The 17,698-nt window shown below is 58.4% G+C and carries 12 protein-coding genes; 8 read left to right on the top strand and 4 right to left on the bottom strand.

The window, feature by feature from the left end; translation table 11 throughout:
* The first annotated feature begins 60 nt into the window (after positions 1-60).
* Entirely contained in the window at positions 61-2,994 is a 2,934-nt protein-coding gene (uvrA, locus tag N5W20_RS08495) for an excinuclease ABC subunit UvrA (RefSeq protein WP_319806711.1), read from the top strand.
* A 77-nt stretch (positions 2,995-3,071) separates the two neighbouring features.
* Complete coding sequence (locus tag N5W20_RS08490; protein ID WP_319806710.1) at positions 3,072-3,683, top strand: fumarylacetoacetate hydrolase family protein; 612 nt, start codon at positions 3,072-3,074, stop codon at positions 3,681-3,683.
* 12 nt (positions 3,684-3,695) lie between these two features.
* Here the strand turns inward: N5W20_RS08490 and N5W20_RS08485 are convergent, their stop codons facing one another.
* Positions 3,696-5,834, bottom strand: a complete 2,139-nt coding sequence (locus N5W20_RS08485) for a protein-disulfide reductase DsbD family protein (RefSeq protein ID WP_319806709.1) — start codon at positions 5,832-5,834, stop codon at positions 3,696-3,698.
* 54 nt (positions 5,835-5,888) lie between these two features.
* On the opposite strand from N5W20_RS08485, the gene hrpB reads away from it, so the two are divergent.
* The 5 genes from hrpB (at position 5,889) to N5W20_RS08460 (ending at position 12,704) form a co-directional block, all read left to right on the top strand.
* Positions 5,889-8,411, top strand: coding sequence for an ATP-dependent helicase HrpB (gene hrpB / locus N5W20_RS08480; RefSeq protein WP_319806708.1), 2,523 nt, complete (start codon positions 5,889-5,891; stop codon positions 8,409-8,411).
* A gap of 145 nt (positions 8,412-8,556) precedes the next feature.
* Positions 8,557-9,729: a S1C family serine protease gene (locus N5W20_RS08475; RefSeq protein WP_319806707.1), complete on the top strand. Its 1,173-nt coding sequence runs from the start codon at positions 8,557-8,559 to the stop codon at positions 9,727-9,729.
* A 98-nt stretch (positions 9,730-9,827) separates the two neighbouring features.
* A complete protein-coding gene (locus tag N5W20_RS08470) occupies positions 9,828-10,508 on the top strand; it encodes a response regulator transcription factor (RefSeq protein WP_319806706.1) in 681 nt (226 codons plus the stop codon).
* A 29-nt stretch (positions 10,509-10,537) separates the two neighbouring features.
* On the top strand, positions 10,538-11,932 hold the full coding sequence (locus N5W20_RS08465) for a sensor histidine kinase (RefSeq protein ID WP_319806705.1): 1,395 nt from the start codon (positions 10,538-10,540) through the stop codon (positions 11,930-11,932).
* Between the two features lie 88 nt (positions 11,933-12,020).
* Positions 12,021-12,704, top strand: coding sequence for an SIMPL domain-containing protein (locus N5W20_RS08460; RefSeq protein WP_319806704.1), 684 nt, complete (start codon positions 12,021-12,023; stop codon positions 12,702-12,704).
* 57 nt (positions 12,705-12,761) lie between these two features.
* On the opposite strand, the gene infC is transcribed toward N5W20_RS08460, so the two are convergent.
* From infC to N5W20_RS08445, 3 genes are all read right to left on the bottom strand, one after another.
* Positions 12,762-13,283 carry a translation initiation factor IF-3 gene (gene infC / locus N5W20_RS08455; protein ID WP_319806703.1) on the bottom strand — a complete coding sequence of 174 codons (522 nt, stop codon included), beginning with the start codon at positions 13,281-13,283 and terminating at the stop codon, positions 12,762-12,764.
* Positions 13,284-13,435: 152 nt separating this feature from the next.
* Positions 13,436-15,373: a threonine--tRNA ligase gene (gene thrS, locus N5W20_RS08450; protein WP_319806702.1), complete on the bottom strand. Its 1,938-nt coding sequence runs from the start codon at positions 15,371-15,373 to the stop codon at positions 13,436-13,438.
* Positions 15,374-15,435: 62 nt separating this feature from the next.
* Complete coding sequence (locus N5W20_RS08445; protein ID WP_319806701.1) at positions 15,436-16,353, bottom strand: glycosyltransferase family 9 protein; 918 nt, start codon at positions 16,351-16,353, stop codon at positions 15,436-15,438.
* A 202-nt stretch (positions 16,354-16,555) separates the two neighbouring features.
* Here N5W20_RS08445 and N5W20_RS08440 point away from each other — a divergent pair, with 202 nt between their 5' ends.
* Positions 16,556-17,401: a Rossmann-fold NAD(P)-binding domain-containing protein gene (locus N5W20_RS08440; protein ID WP_319806700.1), complete on the top strand. Its 846-nt coding sequence runs from the start codon at positions 16,556-16,558 to the stop codon at positions 17,399-17,401.
* Positions 17,402-17,698: the final 297 nt, after the last annotated feature.

The following is a 17,698-nucleotide window of genomic DNA, read 5'->3' as shown; positions in this document are numbered from 1 at the left end:
GAGGAAATGGGCGTTTTTAATGTTTCATACAGAGCTTCTCCGGGTGGAATACCGCATTCGATGACTGACATTAAACCGCTTCAGGCCATTCGCGTTCGCGGGGCCCGTGTACATAATTTGCGTGCGGTCAATATTGACATCCCGCGCGACCGTCTGACGGTCATTACCGGCCTGTCAGGCTCGGGCAAATCGTCATTGGCTTTTGATACGATCTATGCGGAGGGGCAGCGCCGCTATGTTGAGAGCCTCTCCGCCTATGCGCGGCAATTCCTTGAACTCGTGGGTAAACCCGATGTGGACTCAATTGAGGGCTTGTCCCCCGCCATCTCGATTGAGCAGAAAACCACATCTAAAAATCCGCGCTCAACCGTCGGCACCATTACTGAAATCTATGATTATATGCGCCTTTTATGGGCGCGTGTCGGCGTGCCCTATTCCCCCGCCACCGGCCTGCCGATTGAAGCGCAGACGGTCAGCCAGATGGTTGACCGAATGATGGAGATGCCTGAGGGCGCGCGCTTCATGTTGCTGGCGCCCGTCATCCGGGAGCGTAAGGGGGAATATCGGAAGGAGCTGGCTGAACTTCAGCGCAAGGGCTTCACCCGTGTCATGGTCAATGGTGACCTGCACGAGATTGCCGAGGCGCCGCAGCTCAATCGCAAATTGCGTCACACGATTGAAGTGGTTGTCGACCGCATTATCGTCAAACCCGGCATCGAAACCCGCCTCGCGGACAGTCTGGAAACAGCTCTGTCCTTCGCGGACGGGATTGCCTATGCCCTGCCCGTGCTGCGTGATGGTGAAACGGGGAAGCCGGAGCGCATCACATTTTCCGCACGCTTCGCCTGCCCGGTCAGCGGCTTCACGATTGAGGAAATTGAGCCGCGGCTCTTTTCCTTCAACGCCCCCACAGGCGCTTGTCCCGTCTGCGCAGGGATCGGGATTGAACGCCATTTTGACCCGCGTCTGATCGTGCCGGATGAATCGCGCTCCCTCCTGAAAGGCGCGATTGCGCCCTGGCGCGACGCGAAAGCCCCCTGGTATCAGCAGACGCTGGAGGCCGTCGCCGCGCACTTCCGTGAGAAGATGACGACACCTTGGTCGCGCCTGAAGGAGGCGACCCGCCACGCCGTGCTTTTCGGCACGGATGAGAACGTCACTTTCATTTATAAGGATGACCGCCGTGACTATGAGGTGGTCAAACCTTTCGATGGCGTGATAAAAAACCTCACGCGTCGCCTCAATGAGTCGGAGAGCATTTGGGTGCGGGAGGAGATCGCCCGCTATCAGTCAGATGCGCCATGCCATGCCTGCCATGGCGCCCGGCTACGACCGGAGGCATTAAGCGTCAAAATCAATAAGGCCACCATCGCGGATGCGGCGGAGATGACGATCCATCGCGCGCTCGACTGGTTCTCATCCATTGAGCCCACATTAACGCCGCAAAAAGCGGAGATCGCGCGCCGTATCTTGCGGGAGATTACGAGCCGCCTGCATTTTCTGATGGATGTCGGGCTCGATTACCTCACTTTGTCGCGTATGTCTGGCACGCTTTCAGGGGGGGAAAGTCAACGCATCCGTCTGGCCAGTCAGATCGGCTCCGGGCTGAGCGGGGTGCTCTATGTGCTGGATGAACCCTCCATCGGCCTGCATCAACGCGATAATGAGCGGCTGCTGAAAACGCTGACCCGCCTCAAATCCCTTGGCAATACCGTCATCGTCGTGGAACATGATGAGGATGCGATCCGCACGGCGGACTGGCTTGTCGATATGGGCCCCGGCGCGGGCCGCCTCGGCGGCAATGTTGTGGCGGAGGGCACGCCGACGGAGGTGGCGGCGAACCCGCATTCGATCACGGGGGACTATCTCTCCGGTCGGCGCAGCATTCCCATCCCGGCGCGACGCACCATCGATAAAAAACGTATGCTCACCCTTGAGGGCGCAACCGGCAATAATCTCAAAGATGTCTCAGCGCATTTTCCGCTGGGATGTTTCATCGCTGTGACGGGTGTGTCGGGGGGTGGCAAATCATCCCTCATCATTGAAACACTTTATAAAGCTCTGGCGCGCGACCTTTCCGGCGCGCATGAAATGCCGCTTCCTTTTCGCGACATTAAAGGGTTGGATCAGCTCGATAAAATCATCGAGATTGACCAATCCCCGATCGGGCGCACACCGCGCTCAAACCCCGCCACTTACACGGATCTGTTCGCGCCGATCCGCGACTGGTTCACGGAATTGCCGGAGTCAAAGGCGCGGGGATATAAGCCGGGGCGCTTTTCCTTCAATGTTAAAGGCGGACGCTGCGAAGCATGTCAGGGGGATGGCGTCCTCAAAATTGAAATGCATTTCCTCTCAGATGTGTTTGTCACCTGTGATGTTTGTAAGGGCAAACGCTATAATCGCGAGACGCTGGAAGTGAAATTTCGCGGGAAATCCATCGCGGATGTGCTCGATATGACGGTTGATGAGGCCTTGCCCTTTTTCAGCGCCGTGCCACGTATCCGGGACCGCCTCGCCATCCTCCAGGAAGTCGGGCTTGGCTATGTCGCACTCGGCCAGCAGGCCACCACCCTCTCAGGCGGCGAGGCACAGCGCGTCAAATTATCGAAGGAACTCGCCAGGCGCGCCACGGGTAAAACCATCTATATCCTCGATGAGCCCACAACGGGTCTGCACACGGAAGATGTGCGGAAGCTGCTTGAAGTCCTGCACCGGCTTGTGGCGCAGGGTAATACGGTCATTGTGATTGAGCATAATCTCGACCTCATCAAAACCGCGGATTGGGTTATTGATATCGGCCCGGAAGGCGGAGAGGGTGGCGGTGAAATCGTTGCGGAAGGCACGCCGGAGGACATCGCCAAAGCGCCCGCGAGTTACACAGGGCAATTCCTGAAGCCGCTTCTCAAGCTGCAACCGGGGAAGGCGTCAGCCGGCAAAGGTGCCCCGTCGGCAAAGCCGAAGCGGGCCAGACCCGCTAAGGGAAAAGAATAATAACCGGGCAGGATGGTTTGAGGGTCGGTGGGGACATATTGCAGTAGCCCGACCCGCCCGCCGTCAAAGAGGATCCTATGAGTTTTGCAATTTACTGCGTCGGGCGGAATTACGCGGATCACATTAAAGAACTGGGCAACACGCCTTTCGACCAACCCGCCATCTTCATGAAGCCCGGCTCATCCCTCGTGACCGACGGCCGAATTGTCATCCCGCCTTTTACCCATTCACTCCATTATGAGACGGAGCTGATTATCCGACTCAAAGAAGACGCTTATCAAACCAGCGAAACAGAGGCTCTCTCCTGCTTCGACGAGATCGCCATCGGGTTGGATTTAACGGCGCGTGACCTGCAGGCGGACCTCAAAGAGAGGAGCTTTCCCTGGCTATTGTCGAAGGGCTTCAAAGGCGCGGCCACCTGCTCAGATTTCATCAAACGCGCAAATTTACCGGAGGATATTTCCTTCTCCATGACGGTGAATGGCGAGGTCCGTCAAAGCGGCCATCTACACGACATGATTTACCCGATCCCGAATCTGATCTCTCTCATCAGCCAATATTGCGCCCTGCGTGCGGGCGACCTGATTTACACGGGGACGCCGTCCGGTGTCGGGCCCCTTGCGATAGGCGATGAAATCTCCCTCTTTATTGAGGGGCGGGAAATGGACCATTACAAAGTTGCCGCTTAAACCCACCACGCCTCAGGGGTGCGGCGCATCCGAGATGGCTTTGATGACGATACCCGGCGTCAGAATTTGCGGCAGCACAACGCCCTCTCCACCCGGCTTGTAATAAACATAGAGCGGCACGCCATCACGCCCGAATAGACGCAGATAGGCTGTGATACGGTCATCCTTGTTTGTCCAATCCCCGACCAGCATCGTGACACCGCGCGCCGCGAAGGCCTTCCGCACGGAAGAAGTGGACAGCGCCACACGATCATTCACAAGGCAGGTGATGCACCAGGAAGCTGTCATATCGACAAAGACCGGCTTTTGCGCCGCGCGTTTTTCCGCCAGCACTTCCGGCGACCATTTCTGACGGTCAAAACTGGCATCGCCCGACTGTTGACGCGCTGAAACAATTTGAGCATCCAAAGGCGGATCGGATGACGGGATGATCCAGACAACGCCCATGACGGTGGCAAGCACCAGTATGAGCGCGATCACCAGATTAAAGCGTCGGAGGCCCCGTGCGCCCCGGATTTTCTGACGCTGGGAAATCCCGTAAAGCCAGGCTGCGAGACCAAGCGTGACAGCGCCGGAAGCCGCCAGCAACGTCATGAAAGCGCCCCCTTGCACGGTCGCGACCCAAAGCAGCCAGACACAGGAAGCCAGAAGCGGAAACGCCAGTAACTGCTTGAGGACGGCCATCCAGGCCCCTGGGCGTGGCAGAAACCGCCCCAAAGCCGGGAAACAGGCAATCAAGACATAGGGGCAGGCAAGACCAACCCCCATCGCGACAAAAATCACGACGGAAATCATGAAAGGCGCTGTCAGCGCGACCGCCAGCGCTGTCCCCATAAAGGGTGCAGTGCAGGGCGTCGCGAGGATGACAGCGAGCACGCCGGTGATGATATCACCGGAAGCGCCGAGACGCGTCATCGCGCCGACATCAATCGCGCCGGGAGTGATTTCAAACACGCTGAAAAGATTGAGCGCGAGGAGGAAGAGAAGCCACATCGTCGTGATGACGAAAAGCGGCGATTGAAACTGAAAACCCCACCCGACCTGCGTGCCACCCGCCCGCAGGATAAGCGTCAAAGCGGCCAAGGCGAGAAAAGCACCTATCACGCCAACCGCGTAAAATAACGCCGATCGCCTTTGCGCATGACGCGCGGCCCCCGCCATTTTTATGAGAGAAAGGGCTTTCATCGCGAGGACGGGAAAAACGCAGGGCATCAGATTGAGGATCAACCCCGCGATGAAAGCGAAAATCATGGCCTTCAACCAGGGCGTCGCATGACCAGCAGTAACGGGCGCGCCTTTCATCCCTTCAATGGAGGGGTGCACATGCGCAAGTTCATAAGCGCGTTGCCGCCCGTCCGATCCCTCAAGGACAATTACGCCGCTCAAATCCGCAGGCGGGGCGGCTGGCGTGGCCCATGTGAGATGAATGGCAACACTGTCCCCGGACTTCCTGAAATTTTGATCGGCCAGTTGGTCTATGACGCCCGATCGATCCGGCATGAACCAGGCTGACGCCACATGCGCAGCATCAAGCCCCTCACCCTGAAGCGTCAAGACACCGTCCTTATCAAACCCTGCTCGGAAGGGAGAGGGGCGCGGCGTCTGCGCTGCAGCGCGATGGAAAAGTGGCGCCTCCTGGCCCTCCGGCGTGTTCGATGACGCGGCGGGCAATGTCAGGGTGAAATCACCTTTTTCCGGGACGCATGTATTGGCGCAGACCAGCCATTCCGCATGTGCCTGTAACGTGGCCGGGCCAACGCCCGTCGCCCGCAATGTTACGGGCAGGACGACATCACCCTCATAGCCATAGGCCATGAGGCCGCTTTCAGGTATCTTTGCCGGGGTCGGCCATTTAATCTGGTCCGAACTGCCTTTGCGCTCACCGCTGAGAGTTACGGTGAGCGATGTCGCCTCACCAGCATCACCCGGGTTTTTCCAATAAGTGTGCCAACCGGGCTGAAGCTGAAGCCGGATGGCCGCGTTGAGCGTCTGATCCGGTCCAAGAGCATCATGGTCCGTGATCAGCGTCGCTGTGTCATGCGCTGATTGAAGAGGCACACTGACAGCGGCACGCGCAGGCTGGATGTGAGATTGGCCTGTTAAAATCAGGCCCAGCACGATAAGCGGAAGCCAGAATTTGAAAATTTTCATAGACGAGACCATCATTCCGCTCCGGACCCAGCACCATAAATTAACGCCGATATTATGTACATCTTTCCCGATTTCGCCAATCTGACCGCAACCGCGTCTCTTCCCATCCGGGCGGTCCTGCCTGAGATTGATGCGGTACTGGCGCGACAGCAGAACCTCGTCATATCAGCACCCCCCGGATCCGGCAAAACCTCCCTTGTCCCTTTGAGCCTGCTTTACGCCTCCTGGCGGGAAGGGAAAATCTGGTTGATCGCCCCGCGCCGGGTTGCAGTACGCGGTGCCGCGCAGCGTATGGCGGCGCTGTGCGGGGAGGCTGTCGGCGGTAAAATCGGTTTTACGACGCGTCTGGAACGCGTCATTTCACCGCAGACAGAAATTGAAGTCATGACGGAGGGGCTCTTCCTCCGTCGCGTGCTGACCGACCCGTTTCTCGAAGGCGTTTCCACGGTCATCTTTGATGAAGTCCATGAACGCAGTCTGGAGCTTGATACGGGCCTTGCGCTCGCCCTCTCGGCGCAACGAAACCTGCGTGAGACCCTGCGGATCGTCGCCATGTCCGCCACGCTTGAGGGCGATGCTTTCAGCCAATTAATGCAGGCCGCGCCAATCACCTGCGAGGGGCGGGAATTTCCACTCACCCTGCAACATGTCGCGCGCGACATCCAGACGCCACGCGACCTCCCGAAAGCGGCTTCCCTTCAGGTGCGGCGGGCACTGTCCGAAACGCCGCATGGCAATATCCTCGTTTTCCTACCGGGAATGCGGGAGATCCGGGAGACGCAGGCTTTTCTTGAAAATGTCGATGCGCGGGTTATGGCCTTGCACGGCGACTTGCCGATTGAGATGCAGGACCTTATTTTCTCCCCGACGGAAAAGCGGCAGGTCGTCCTCGCCACATCCATCGCGGAAACCTCACTGACTTTACCCGATACGCGCGTGGTGATTGATGGCGGGTTTCGTCGGGCACCGCGCTTTGACGTGGCGACGGGCCTGACCCGGCTTGAGACCGTCCGCATTTCCCGCGCGGCAGCCCAGCAACGGGCCGGGCGCGCGGGGCGGGAAGGGCCGGGCACGGCGGTGCGGCTTTGGACGGAAGCGATGCATCGCGGCTTAACCGCCTTTGACCCGCCGGAAATTCTCACGGCTGATCTCAGCCCCCTTGTGATGCATTTTGCGCTCTGGCGGGATGCGACAGGTTTGGACGATGCTGGCGCGTTTCTTTTGCAGGCGCTTCCGCAGGGCGGTGTTGAGGCCGCCACGCGCCTTCTGGAGGCGCTCAGCGCCATGGACGCCTCCGGCCTGACGGATTTCGGGCGATCCATGGCGCGATATGGAGCGCATCCCCGATTTGCGGCCATGCTTGCCAGCGCAGAGACGCCGCGCGCTCGCGCCACGGCCAGTGATCTCTGCGCCCTGCTGGAGGAGAAAGACCCGCTGCGCCGCCCTCCGGACGGAGGAAGCGGAAGAAAGCAGGTCGCATCCTCCGATATTGCATGGCGACTTGACGCTCTCCATGGTGGCCCGACACAGCTAGGAGACCGCCATATCCTTCGGCGGGTCCGAAATCTGGCGTCGCGATATCGTGCCGCCGCGCGCGTCAGCGCTAAAACGGAAATCGACCTCGACGATGTCGGCGCCCTCCTTGCAGCCGCCTTCCCCGACCGCCTGGCCATGGCTATGGATGGAGACGGGCGATATCGACTGGCGGGTGGGGGCAGTGCGCAACTTTCGGCGACGGACCCATTGGCACGGCATAAATTTCTGGTTGTGCCCCGCCTCCAACATGCGCGCGCGGCCCGTATCGCCCTCGCAGCACCGATCGATATCGAGAATCTACCGCCCGCTATCGCCAGCACCATCAAAGTGACGCGTGAGACGGCGCTTGATCCTGTAACGGGTCGCGTCATCAGCCGGGAAAAACGCCGCCTGGGTCGTTTGCTGCTTTCCGAGAAAGACGTGGATGTTTCGGAAGCGGATCTCACAGCCCTGCTGCTGGACGATGTGCGCAACAATCTGCGCAGCACGTTGCTCTGGACGGATGCGTGCGACCAGTTCCAGGCGCGGGTCATGCTGGGTCGCCATTTGCGGTCCGACCTGCCTCAGTTGGATGATGCGCATCTCACCGAAACGCTGGAAGATTGGCTTTCGCCATGGATCACCGATTCCCGGTCCCGCACCCACCTCGCGGCGCTCGACCTGAACAGCATCTTGAAGAGCCGCCTTGATTGGGAACAACAAAATTGGCTCGATGCAAATCTGCCACAACGCCTGCGTCTTCCGCGGGGAATGGTGAAGATCGATTACACGGCGTCGCACCCGACAATCTCGGCGCGCGCGTCGTTATTTTATGGATGTGCGGAGACACCCCGCATCGCCGCCGGGGCGATTAAGCTGCAATTTGCCCTGCTTTCCCCCGCAGGACGGGTGCAGGCCATCACAGCGGACCTCGCCAGTTTCTGGAAGACAGGATGGGCGGACATGCGGCGCGATATGCGCGGGCGCTACCCGAAGCATGAATGGCCGGAGGACCCCTCCGATGCCGCACTCAGAACGGTAACGCCGCGGAATAACAAGTAAAAACCGGATATAGCGAGCCACGATAGCGTGAGACACTGTCCAGAGCCGGGACTCAGTACAACACCGCCCGTGACAAATATGCTTCTTTTCCGCTTAACATGCGCTATCGTGTCAGGATGAAATGGCAAATGAGAGCGAAAAGGCAGTGACAAAGCGTTCTTTGGCGGTTTTTTCTCTGCTTATCTGTGGCGCCGCCGGTGTCGCGCTGGGATGGGCGCTTCATTCCCGCCCCCCGACGACGCCGACAGCGCCCCGGATGATGCCCGGCACTGCGCCCAAAGGGACGACAGGTGTCCTCTCCATGCAGGGCCCGACAGTCAAGAAACCCCAGGAGGCCCCCCTCGTACGCATGGGTCCGCTTTCCTTCTCACCCATCATCAAAAATGTCCTTCCGGCTGTCGTGAACATCGCCATCACGCAGGATAGTGAAAGCGGATTGATGAAAATCCCCCCGCAAATACGGGGGACACCGCTTGAGAAACGCTACAGGGAGAAACTCCGTGCGAAGCAGGAGGAAATCCTCGGGGCCGGGTCCGGCTTCGTCATTGATGCTTCCGGCGTGATCGTCACGAATGACCATGTTGTGGGTGATGCGGATGATGTGACCGTCTCCTTCTCAGACGGGAGGGAGCGTCCTGCCCGCCTGATCGGCGCGGACCCGATGACGGATATCGCGGTCATCAAAGTCAATTCCGACAAACCCCTTCCTTATGTCACCTGGGGTGACAGCCAGAAAGTAGATGTGGGGGATTGGATACTCGTCGCGGGCAACCCTTTCGGGTTCGGCTCCTCTTTCACGGCGGGTATTGTTTCCGCGCGAGGGCGTGACCTCGGCGCGGGCTCACTGGATGATTTCTTTCAAATCGATGCCCCGATCAACCCGGGCAATTCCGGCGGCCCCTCCTTTAATCTGAAAGGTGAGGTGGTTGCGGTTAATGCCGCAATGGTGTCACCGGCGGGCGGCTCGGTCGGGATCGGGTTTGGCATTCCGTCCAACCTTGTCCGCCCGATTGTGGCGGAAATCCTGCGTGACGGGCATGTTGAGCATGGCTGGCTGGGCGTCACAATTGATGATGGTGACGGACAGCTGGATATTGTCAGCCTCGTGCGACGCGGCCCGGCAGGTAAAGGCGGTTTAAGGAAGCGTGATGTCATCCTCTCCGTCAATGGTGAGAAGATGGAAAGTGCGCGCAGCTTCCTGCGGCTGGTGGCGGCGAATAAGCCAGGCACCATTCTGCATCTGCAATTATTGCGCCGTGGTCAACATCTCGGGCTGGATGTTCTGACAGGTCCGCGCCCACCCGATACGGACCAATGACTAAATTTTTAATGAATGACAGCCTCAACGGGAATAAAGTGGGAGATGATCCGGGAATATAGGGACTGCCAGGCCCCGTCCGGGCAAGGAATAGAGAGATGCACATCCTTCTCGTTGAAGATGATTCAAAAGTCAGAGATTTTATCGTTCGCGGTATGCGCGACCATGATCACACCGTGACAGATGCCGCGGACGGGCAGGCCGGGTTGGCGCTCGCTCTGAAGCCGGGTTTCGACCTGATTATTCTTGACCGTATGCTTCCTGGCGGCGTCGATGGCGTGCAATTGCTGGAGCAGATCCGCGCCCGAAATGTCACGACCCCGGTCCTGATCCTCTCCGCCCTGACAGAGGTGGATGAGCGCGTTGTCGGGCTTAATGCCGGCAGTGATGATTACATGTCCAAGCCGTTCGCTTTTTCCGAGTTGATGGCCCGTGCTGAAGCGCTTATCCGGCGATCATATGCGCAGGACAATATTCAAACGCGACTCTCTGTCGGCGATCTCAAAATGGACCTCCTCAGCCGCAGCGTGCGGCGGGGTGACCAGAAGATTGATCTCCAGCCCCGGGAATTTCGCCTGCTGGAATTTCTCATGCGGCATGTCGGGCAAATTGTGACGCGCACCATGTTGCTGGAGCGCGTATGGGATTACCATTTTGACCCGCAGACAAATGTAATTGACGTGCATGTGTCGCGCTTGCGGCAAAAACTCGATAAGCCTTTCGCAACCAGCCTGATCCATACAGTGCGCAATGCGGGTTACGTGCTGAAAAGTGAATAACGCCAAAAGCGCGAAGGATAACGGGGCGGATGAAATTATTCATGACGCTGAGAAAAACACGTCTGTTCCGCTCTGCAGGGGTGACTTTCGCCCTCGCTTACGCCCTCATCTTCATTCTCTCCGGCGCGATCTTTCTCAGCTTCGTCTGGTTTCACGCCATCCAATCGATGCAGAAATCTCATATTGCCGCGATTTCAACCGACGCTGCCGAACTGCGCAGCGCGTGGCATCAGGGCGGTGTTCAGAATCTTCGCGACAAATTGCGTGAACGGATCGCGGAAGACCTGAATCGGGAAAATGTTTACCTGCTCGTCAATCGTGACCGAAATCGCCTTGAGGGCAATATTTCATGCTGGCCGGAAAAAGCGATTCTTCCTGATACGTTTTACACCCTGACCGGCAATGAAACCTGCGATCCACGCTCGATTGAAATGACGTGGCGCGCCTTTCCGGACGGGTCGCAGCTTCTCGTGGGGCGGGATATACGCAACACCACCCTTCTGCGCAGCGTCCTGACGGAAGGGTTATTATGGGCCTCCCTGATGTCGATCGCCCTTGCCGTCGGGGGCGCCCTGGTGGTGCGGCGGCTTTTCCGGAACATCATCAATACCATCGCGGAAACAACGGTTGCGATTGCGCGCGGTGATCTCTCCCAGCGCCTCCCTTTAAGCGGAAACGAGATTGACGGCGTATCCCGCACCATCAACACAACGCTTGACCGCATCACGCGCCTGATGGAGGGCATTCGCCAGGTCTCTAACGCCATCGCGCATGATTTGCGCACGCCCATTACCCGCGCGCGCAACACGCTTGAAGACGCCGTCCATCACGCGCCTTCAGTTGAAACACTGAAAGTCGCGGTCGAAAATGCCGTGAAGGAGCTTGACGGTGTGTCGGCCGTATTTGAGGCGCTTCTCAGAATTGCCCAGATCGAGTCGGGCGCGCAAAGATCAGCTTTCACAAATCGGGATCTGCGCCCTTTGCTGGAGGATATTGCAGACCTTTACCGCCCATCAGCAGAAGCGCGTCAGATCACCTTGCTGGAGGCCCTCCCCGCGACCCTTCCATTTTATGGCGATGCGCTCCTTATCCAGCAGGCCGTGGCCAATCTTCTGGATAACGCCGTTAAATTCTCCCCCAGTGACACGACGATCACCCTCGGTGCGGAATTTCAGGGAGAGGCGCTGATGATCTATGTTGAGGATCAGGGCGTCGGCATGACGCCGGAAGATCTGAAACGCGCCGCTGAACGTTTCTACCGGGCAGAGGCGGCGCGGCATACGCCGGGCACGGGGCTCGGCCTCACTTTGGTCCATGCTGTCGCGCAGCTCCATGAAGGTGCGCTTGAGATGACATCGCGGGAGAAGGGATTAAAAATCATGCTGCGCCTGCCTTGCCAAATGATCGGTAACGCCGGAAGCTGAAGGATAAACACGTCGCCGCAAGGTGCGTCCGGCGACGATACTGGCGCGACATCCTCTCCGCGCCGAACTGACCTGAAGGATATCCATCATGTTGTTTTTCAGACGTTTCTGTGCCCTGGCTGCTCTGGCAACGCCCCTCGCCGCCCAGGCAGCTCCGGAGAAGACAATGCTGACTCTCTCCGCCACCGGCCATGCGCGGGCAAAGCCGACCATTATGACCGCTATTTTCGCCATGCAGGACACAGGCGCGTCGCCTGCCGAGGCGCAGTCCCTGCTTAATGATCGCGCCGCGCGGGTGAGCAAGCTCGCCAAAAACGCTGCGCATGTCGCGTTCAGTTTCCAGGATTACGACACCTGGCAGGAAGAGAAGAAAGACGGGCGCAAGGAATGGGGCGCTCGCCAGAAACTCGTACTGACGGGTCAGGAGTCACATAGTCAGGCGCTACTTGCCCTGACTGGCAAATTGCAGAATGACGGCCTGCCACTCGATGCCCTGAACTGGTCGCTCGACGCGGCGACACGCCACAGGCTGGAGCAGGAAGCGCAGAGCCAGGCGCTGACGACAATCAAAAGTGACGCTCAGCATATTGCCGAGACGGTCGGCATGCATGTCGGCGCTTTCCACACCATCAATATTGGTGGCCGCGTCTCGCCACCTTATGTCGGCGTGTCCATGATGCGTATGGCCGCACCTAATATGCCGCAGCGCAGCGATGATGACGCGCAGGAAGTCACGGTACAGGTTACGGCTGAAATCTATCTGACCCCTTGAAAAGAAAACGGCCCTCCACCGGGGAGGGCCGTCTTGAAATGTCGTTAGGATGAAGGCTTAACGCGGTGCGAGAACCATGATCATCTGACGATTTTCGAGCTTGGGCATCTGCTCAACCTTCGCCTTGTCTTCCATTTCGCTCCGGATACGCTCAAGCATTTTAAAGCCCAGCTCCTGATGCGCCATTTCGCGCCCTTTGAAGCGGAGGGAAACCTTAACCTTGTCGCCTTCCTTCAGGAAAGACTGCATGGCACGAAGCTTGACCTGATAGTCATTTTCATTCGTGCTCGGTCGCACCTTGACCTCTTTGATCTCGATGACTTTCTGCTTTTTACGCGCCTCGTTACGCTTTTTCTGCTGCTCATATTTGAACTTGCCGTAATCGAGGATTTTGACAACTGGCGGGTCGGCTGTCGGGCTGATCTCCAGCAGGTCCAACCCTGCCGCATAGGCGCGTCCTAAAGCCTCACGCGTGGGCAACACGCCAACCATTTCACCATCAAGATCAATCAAACGCACCTGAGGGACGCGGATTTCCTCATTAACGCGCGGTCCATCGCGCGTGGGTGCGCTTGGCATAGGGGGTCTAGATATGGCTCTCTCCTGTAAAAGTTTACGACAGAATAAACTGTGTTAAGCGATAAAAACTATTAAAACCCGCATCTACTCGGGAATTTCTGCGAGTCATGCGCCTTTGGGATAATTAACGCCGGGGGAAAACGCAAGCCCCGTCATAAAGTGGCATTATGTCTTAAATCGGGCGCTCGCGCCTCATCGACCAGCAGAGCCATGGCTTCGGCAAGCGGCAAAATCTGCTGATCTGTCGACCCGAGCCGCCTCATTGCCACCTGGCCCTGCGCCGCCTCACGACGGCCCACCACCAGAATGACGGGGACACGCGCCACGGAGTGGTCACGCACTTTCGCGTTGATTTTGACATTACGAATATCAAGCTCAACTTGCAGACCGGCCTTTCGCAGCGCCTCTGCGACATTCTGGGCATAGGGCTCGGCATCTGAAACGATGCTGGCGACCGCCACCTGCACCGGCGCGAGCCAAAGCGGGAATTTTCCTGCATATTGCTCAATCAAAATGCCGATAAAACGCTCAAAACTGCCTAAAATCGCGCGATGCAGCATAACGGGGCGATGACGGGCCCCATCCTCACCGATATAGGAGGCATCAAGGCGCTCCGGCAGGATGAAATCGACCTGAAGCGTGCCGCATTGCCAGTCACGCCCGATCGCATCGGTCAGGACAAATTCCAGCTTCGGACCGTAAAAAGCGCCTTCGCCGGGATTAAGGTCATAGGCGACTCCGGCGAGCGCGCAGGCTTCCTTCAGCGCGCCTTCCGACCGGTCCCAGATCGCATCATCGCCTGCCCTTGCCTCGGGACGGTCTGAAAATTTGACGCGGAAATCGCTGAAGCCGAGATCGCGATAGACTTCTGACAACATGGACATGAAGCGCGCCGTCTCCGCCGCGATCTGCGCCTCGGTGCAGAAAATATGCGCATCATCCTGCGTGAAACCACGCACACGCATGATCCCATGTAACGCGCCTGAGGGTTCATAACGATGGCAGGCACCAAACTCGGCCATGCGAAGGGGCAATTCACGGTAGGATCGAATACCATGGCGGAAGATCTGCACATGGCACGGGCAGTTCATCGGCTTCAAAGCGAGGGTCTTATCCTCATCCTCAACCGTCGCGACGAACATATGCTCACGATATTTATCCCAATGGCCTGACGCCTCCCACAGGCTGCGATCCACAAGCTGCGGCGTGCGCACCTCGCCATAGCCGTGAGCCGTCTGGATGCGGCGCATGTAATCCTGAAGGACATTATAAAGCCGCCACCCTTTTATGTGCCAGAAGATCTGACCGACAGCCTCCTCCTGAATATGGAAGAGATCCATCTCCCGCCCGATACGCCGATGGTCGCGTTTTTCCGCCTCCTCAATCTGGAGGAGGTGGGCATCCAGTTCCTTCTGATTGCGCCAGGCTGTGGCGTAGATGCGGGTCAGCATCGGGTTGCGATGATCCCCGCGCCAGTAAGCGCCCGCGACTTTCATCAGCTTGAAAGCCGTGCCGACATCTCCGGTCGTGCGCAGATGGGGCCCACGGCAGAGATCCAGCCAATCACCCTGACGATAGACGGAGATGGGCACGTCCTCCGGCAGGTCGCGGATCAGCTCCGCTTTAAATGCCTCGCCTTTTTCTTCAAAGAAAGCGATGGCCTTTTCACGCGGCCAGACTTCCCGTTCAAACGGCAGGTTGGCTGCGATGATCTCACGCATCCGCTTTTCGATGGCTTCAAAATCTTCCGGCGTGAAGGGCTTGTCGCGGAAAAAATCATAATAGAACCCATCTTTGACGGCAGGGCCGATCGTCACCTGCGTGCCGGGGTAGAGGTCCTGCACCGCCTGCGCCATGACATGGGCTGCATCATGCCGGATCAGTTCAAGCGCGGCATCGTCCTTGCGCGTCACGAAACGCACATCCGCATCCTCTGTGATGGGCGCGCTCATATCCATATCCTGCCCATTGACGACCATAAACAGGGCCGCCCGCTCCAGCCCTGGCCCGATCGCGGCAGCGAGCGTCGTGCCGGTCACAGCTCCGTCAAACTCCTTTGAGGAACCATCAGGCAGAGTAATCGAAGGCATGTTAAACGAGCTCCCTTATGTGACGCGCAAGGGTCATGAGTCAGGCGGAAATCCCGGTTGTCTTAGAGAGTTTTGCCGCAGCTTGCCAGAATAGTTTCAACCGGAATGGCGGAAATATCCGCCGCGCGCAGCACCGTCACCTGTCCGAAACGTCGTCCGATCGGTGCTGTCAAAGCGGGATTGCTGTCAGACGAGAATAACACCGTCGCCGGCGTACCGGTCATTGCGGCGAGGTGCATCGGGCCTGTATCATTGCCGATAACGTGGCGGGCGCCCTTCATCAGAGCTGCAAGCTCGGTGAGGCGGGTCTCACCTGACATGTCGAGGGCGGCAGGACAATGTTGCAGGATCTCCTGCGCCAAAGGCTTCTCCGACGCCGTACCAATGATGACGATGTGCAGGCCCTTTAGTGATAAGGCGCGCGCCAGAGCGGCGTATTTTTCGATGGGCCAGCGTTTCTCAGGCCGGTGACGCGCCGCACCGGGGACAAGAATAACATAAGGGTCAGCAGGCTGCGTCTGTAAAGGCGTTGACGTGAGCCAGGAGAGATCGACCGAGTCGCATTCTTCAATCCCGGCATAACGAAGCTGATCTGCCTGCCGCGCCAGTGTATGCATCTCATCCCGCCATGGATTGGCGTGAAAAAAAGGGTCTTTCCGGACCAACCCTGACCAGCGTGGCGCACCCGCAAGCGCGTGATAGCGTGTGCTGCGCCCGGAGGTCTGCAAATCAATCACGAGGTCAAAATTTCGGAGTTGCGCGCGCAAATGGGTAAGGCCACGTAGATCCGTCCAACGCGGCCTTGCATCGATCATCACGTCATCGAACCAGGGTGCCGCCTGCCCCAGTGATGCGAAAGGCGCCGTCGTGAGCAGCGAAATCCCCGCTTCAGGGAACGCCGCGCGAATGGCCTGGAAACAGGGAAAGGCTTGTATAAAATCGCCTAGCGCACCGAGTTTGATGATGAGGATACGGTTCATGGCAGGATTATACAATTTCGGAGCGGTCTCGCCTATCATTCTGCGTCATTAGTCCTCGCCTCCGCAGTGACTTTGCTGGAAATGAGCGCGCGCCGCTTCCGGAAAGGGCCGCTTGCTTCCGTGCGGTGACAGGGGCAAGGTCAGGGCGTTCCAACATGTGGCGGTGCCAACGTCACGATTTTTCGGTCAAAGGGTGGTCATCATGCGGCGGCATCTTGTCATTATCGGCATGGGATACTCAGCCTCCCGCGTTGCGGCGCAGGCCATTGCGCAATCCTGGGATGTGACGGGCACGAAGCGCGTTCCGGATGGTCAGCCCAACGTCATCGCTTATGCGGACGCGGCGGAAGCCATCAAAAGCGCCACGCATCTGCTGATCAGCGCCCCGCCGGAAAATGGCGCTGACCCTGCGATAAGAGATTATGGCAGAGTGATCAGCGCAGCCAGACACCTTACCTGGATCGGCTATTACTCCACCACCGGCGTTTATGGTGACCGCCAGGGCGGTGCTGTCGATGAAACGACCCCGGTCAACCCCACCCAGCCGCGGGCACAGGCACGGGTCACCGCTGAAGATGGCTGGGCGCGCATTGCCGCTGACCAAAACATCGCGTTTGACCGCATCCGGATCGGTGGCATTTACGGCCCCGGGCGCTCGCCCTTCGATATGCTCCGCTCCGACCGTCCGCGCCTCGTCATCGCGCCGGACCATGCTTTCAGCCGCATCCATCGGGATGACATCGCCGGCGGCACTATGGCGGCGATGGAGACAGCCTCGGGGGAAAGAGTGCTGAATTTCGTGGACACCACCCCGTCACCGCAACATGTGGTCATTGAGGAGGCTGCGCGTATCGCGCAATGGCCCCTCCCCACACCAACACCGCTTGACCAGGCCCTTCGGGAGATGAACCCGATGGCGCGAAGCTTCTGGTCAGAGCGGCGCATTGTCAGAAGCGAATTGACCTGCCAGTTGATCAATCGGGCGTGGAAATTTCCCAGTTATCGGGAGGGTCTCGCAGATATATGGGCGCAGATGCGCAGCGCCTGAAAGCCGATCCGACGCGGTAGCCCCAGTCATATCCCGGCCTCAAGGCCGCGATAGGAACATGACTCCGACCCGCAAATGTTGGATGGCGACAAAAGGATTCCGGTCGGGGCGTGATCGCCTCTCCGCACACCATATCCATGGAAATAAACCCGAAGCGATGCGTTTCTCTGTACTCTATCCGGCGCATCTGACTCACCCAGCCGCGCACCCTCTGATCATCGCCCCGATTTTGTCCGGTAACCGCATTGAGGCGGCACCCCGGCATCCCTTATCTTGCAGGGTTTTGCGCAAGGTTAA

The sequence above is a fragment of the Candidatus Kirkpatrickella diaphorinae genome (genome assembly GCF_025736875.1).
GTDB lineage: Bacteria > Pseudomonadota > Alphaproteobacteria > Acetobacterales > Acetobacteraceae > Sorlinia > Sorlinia diaphorinae.
Note: the sequence above shows the minus strand (reverse complement) of the source record. Positions and strands in the feature narration are given on the sequence as shown.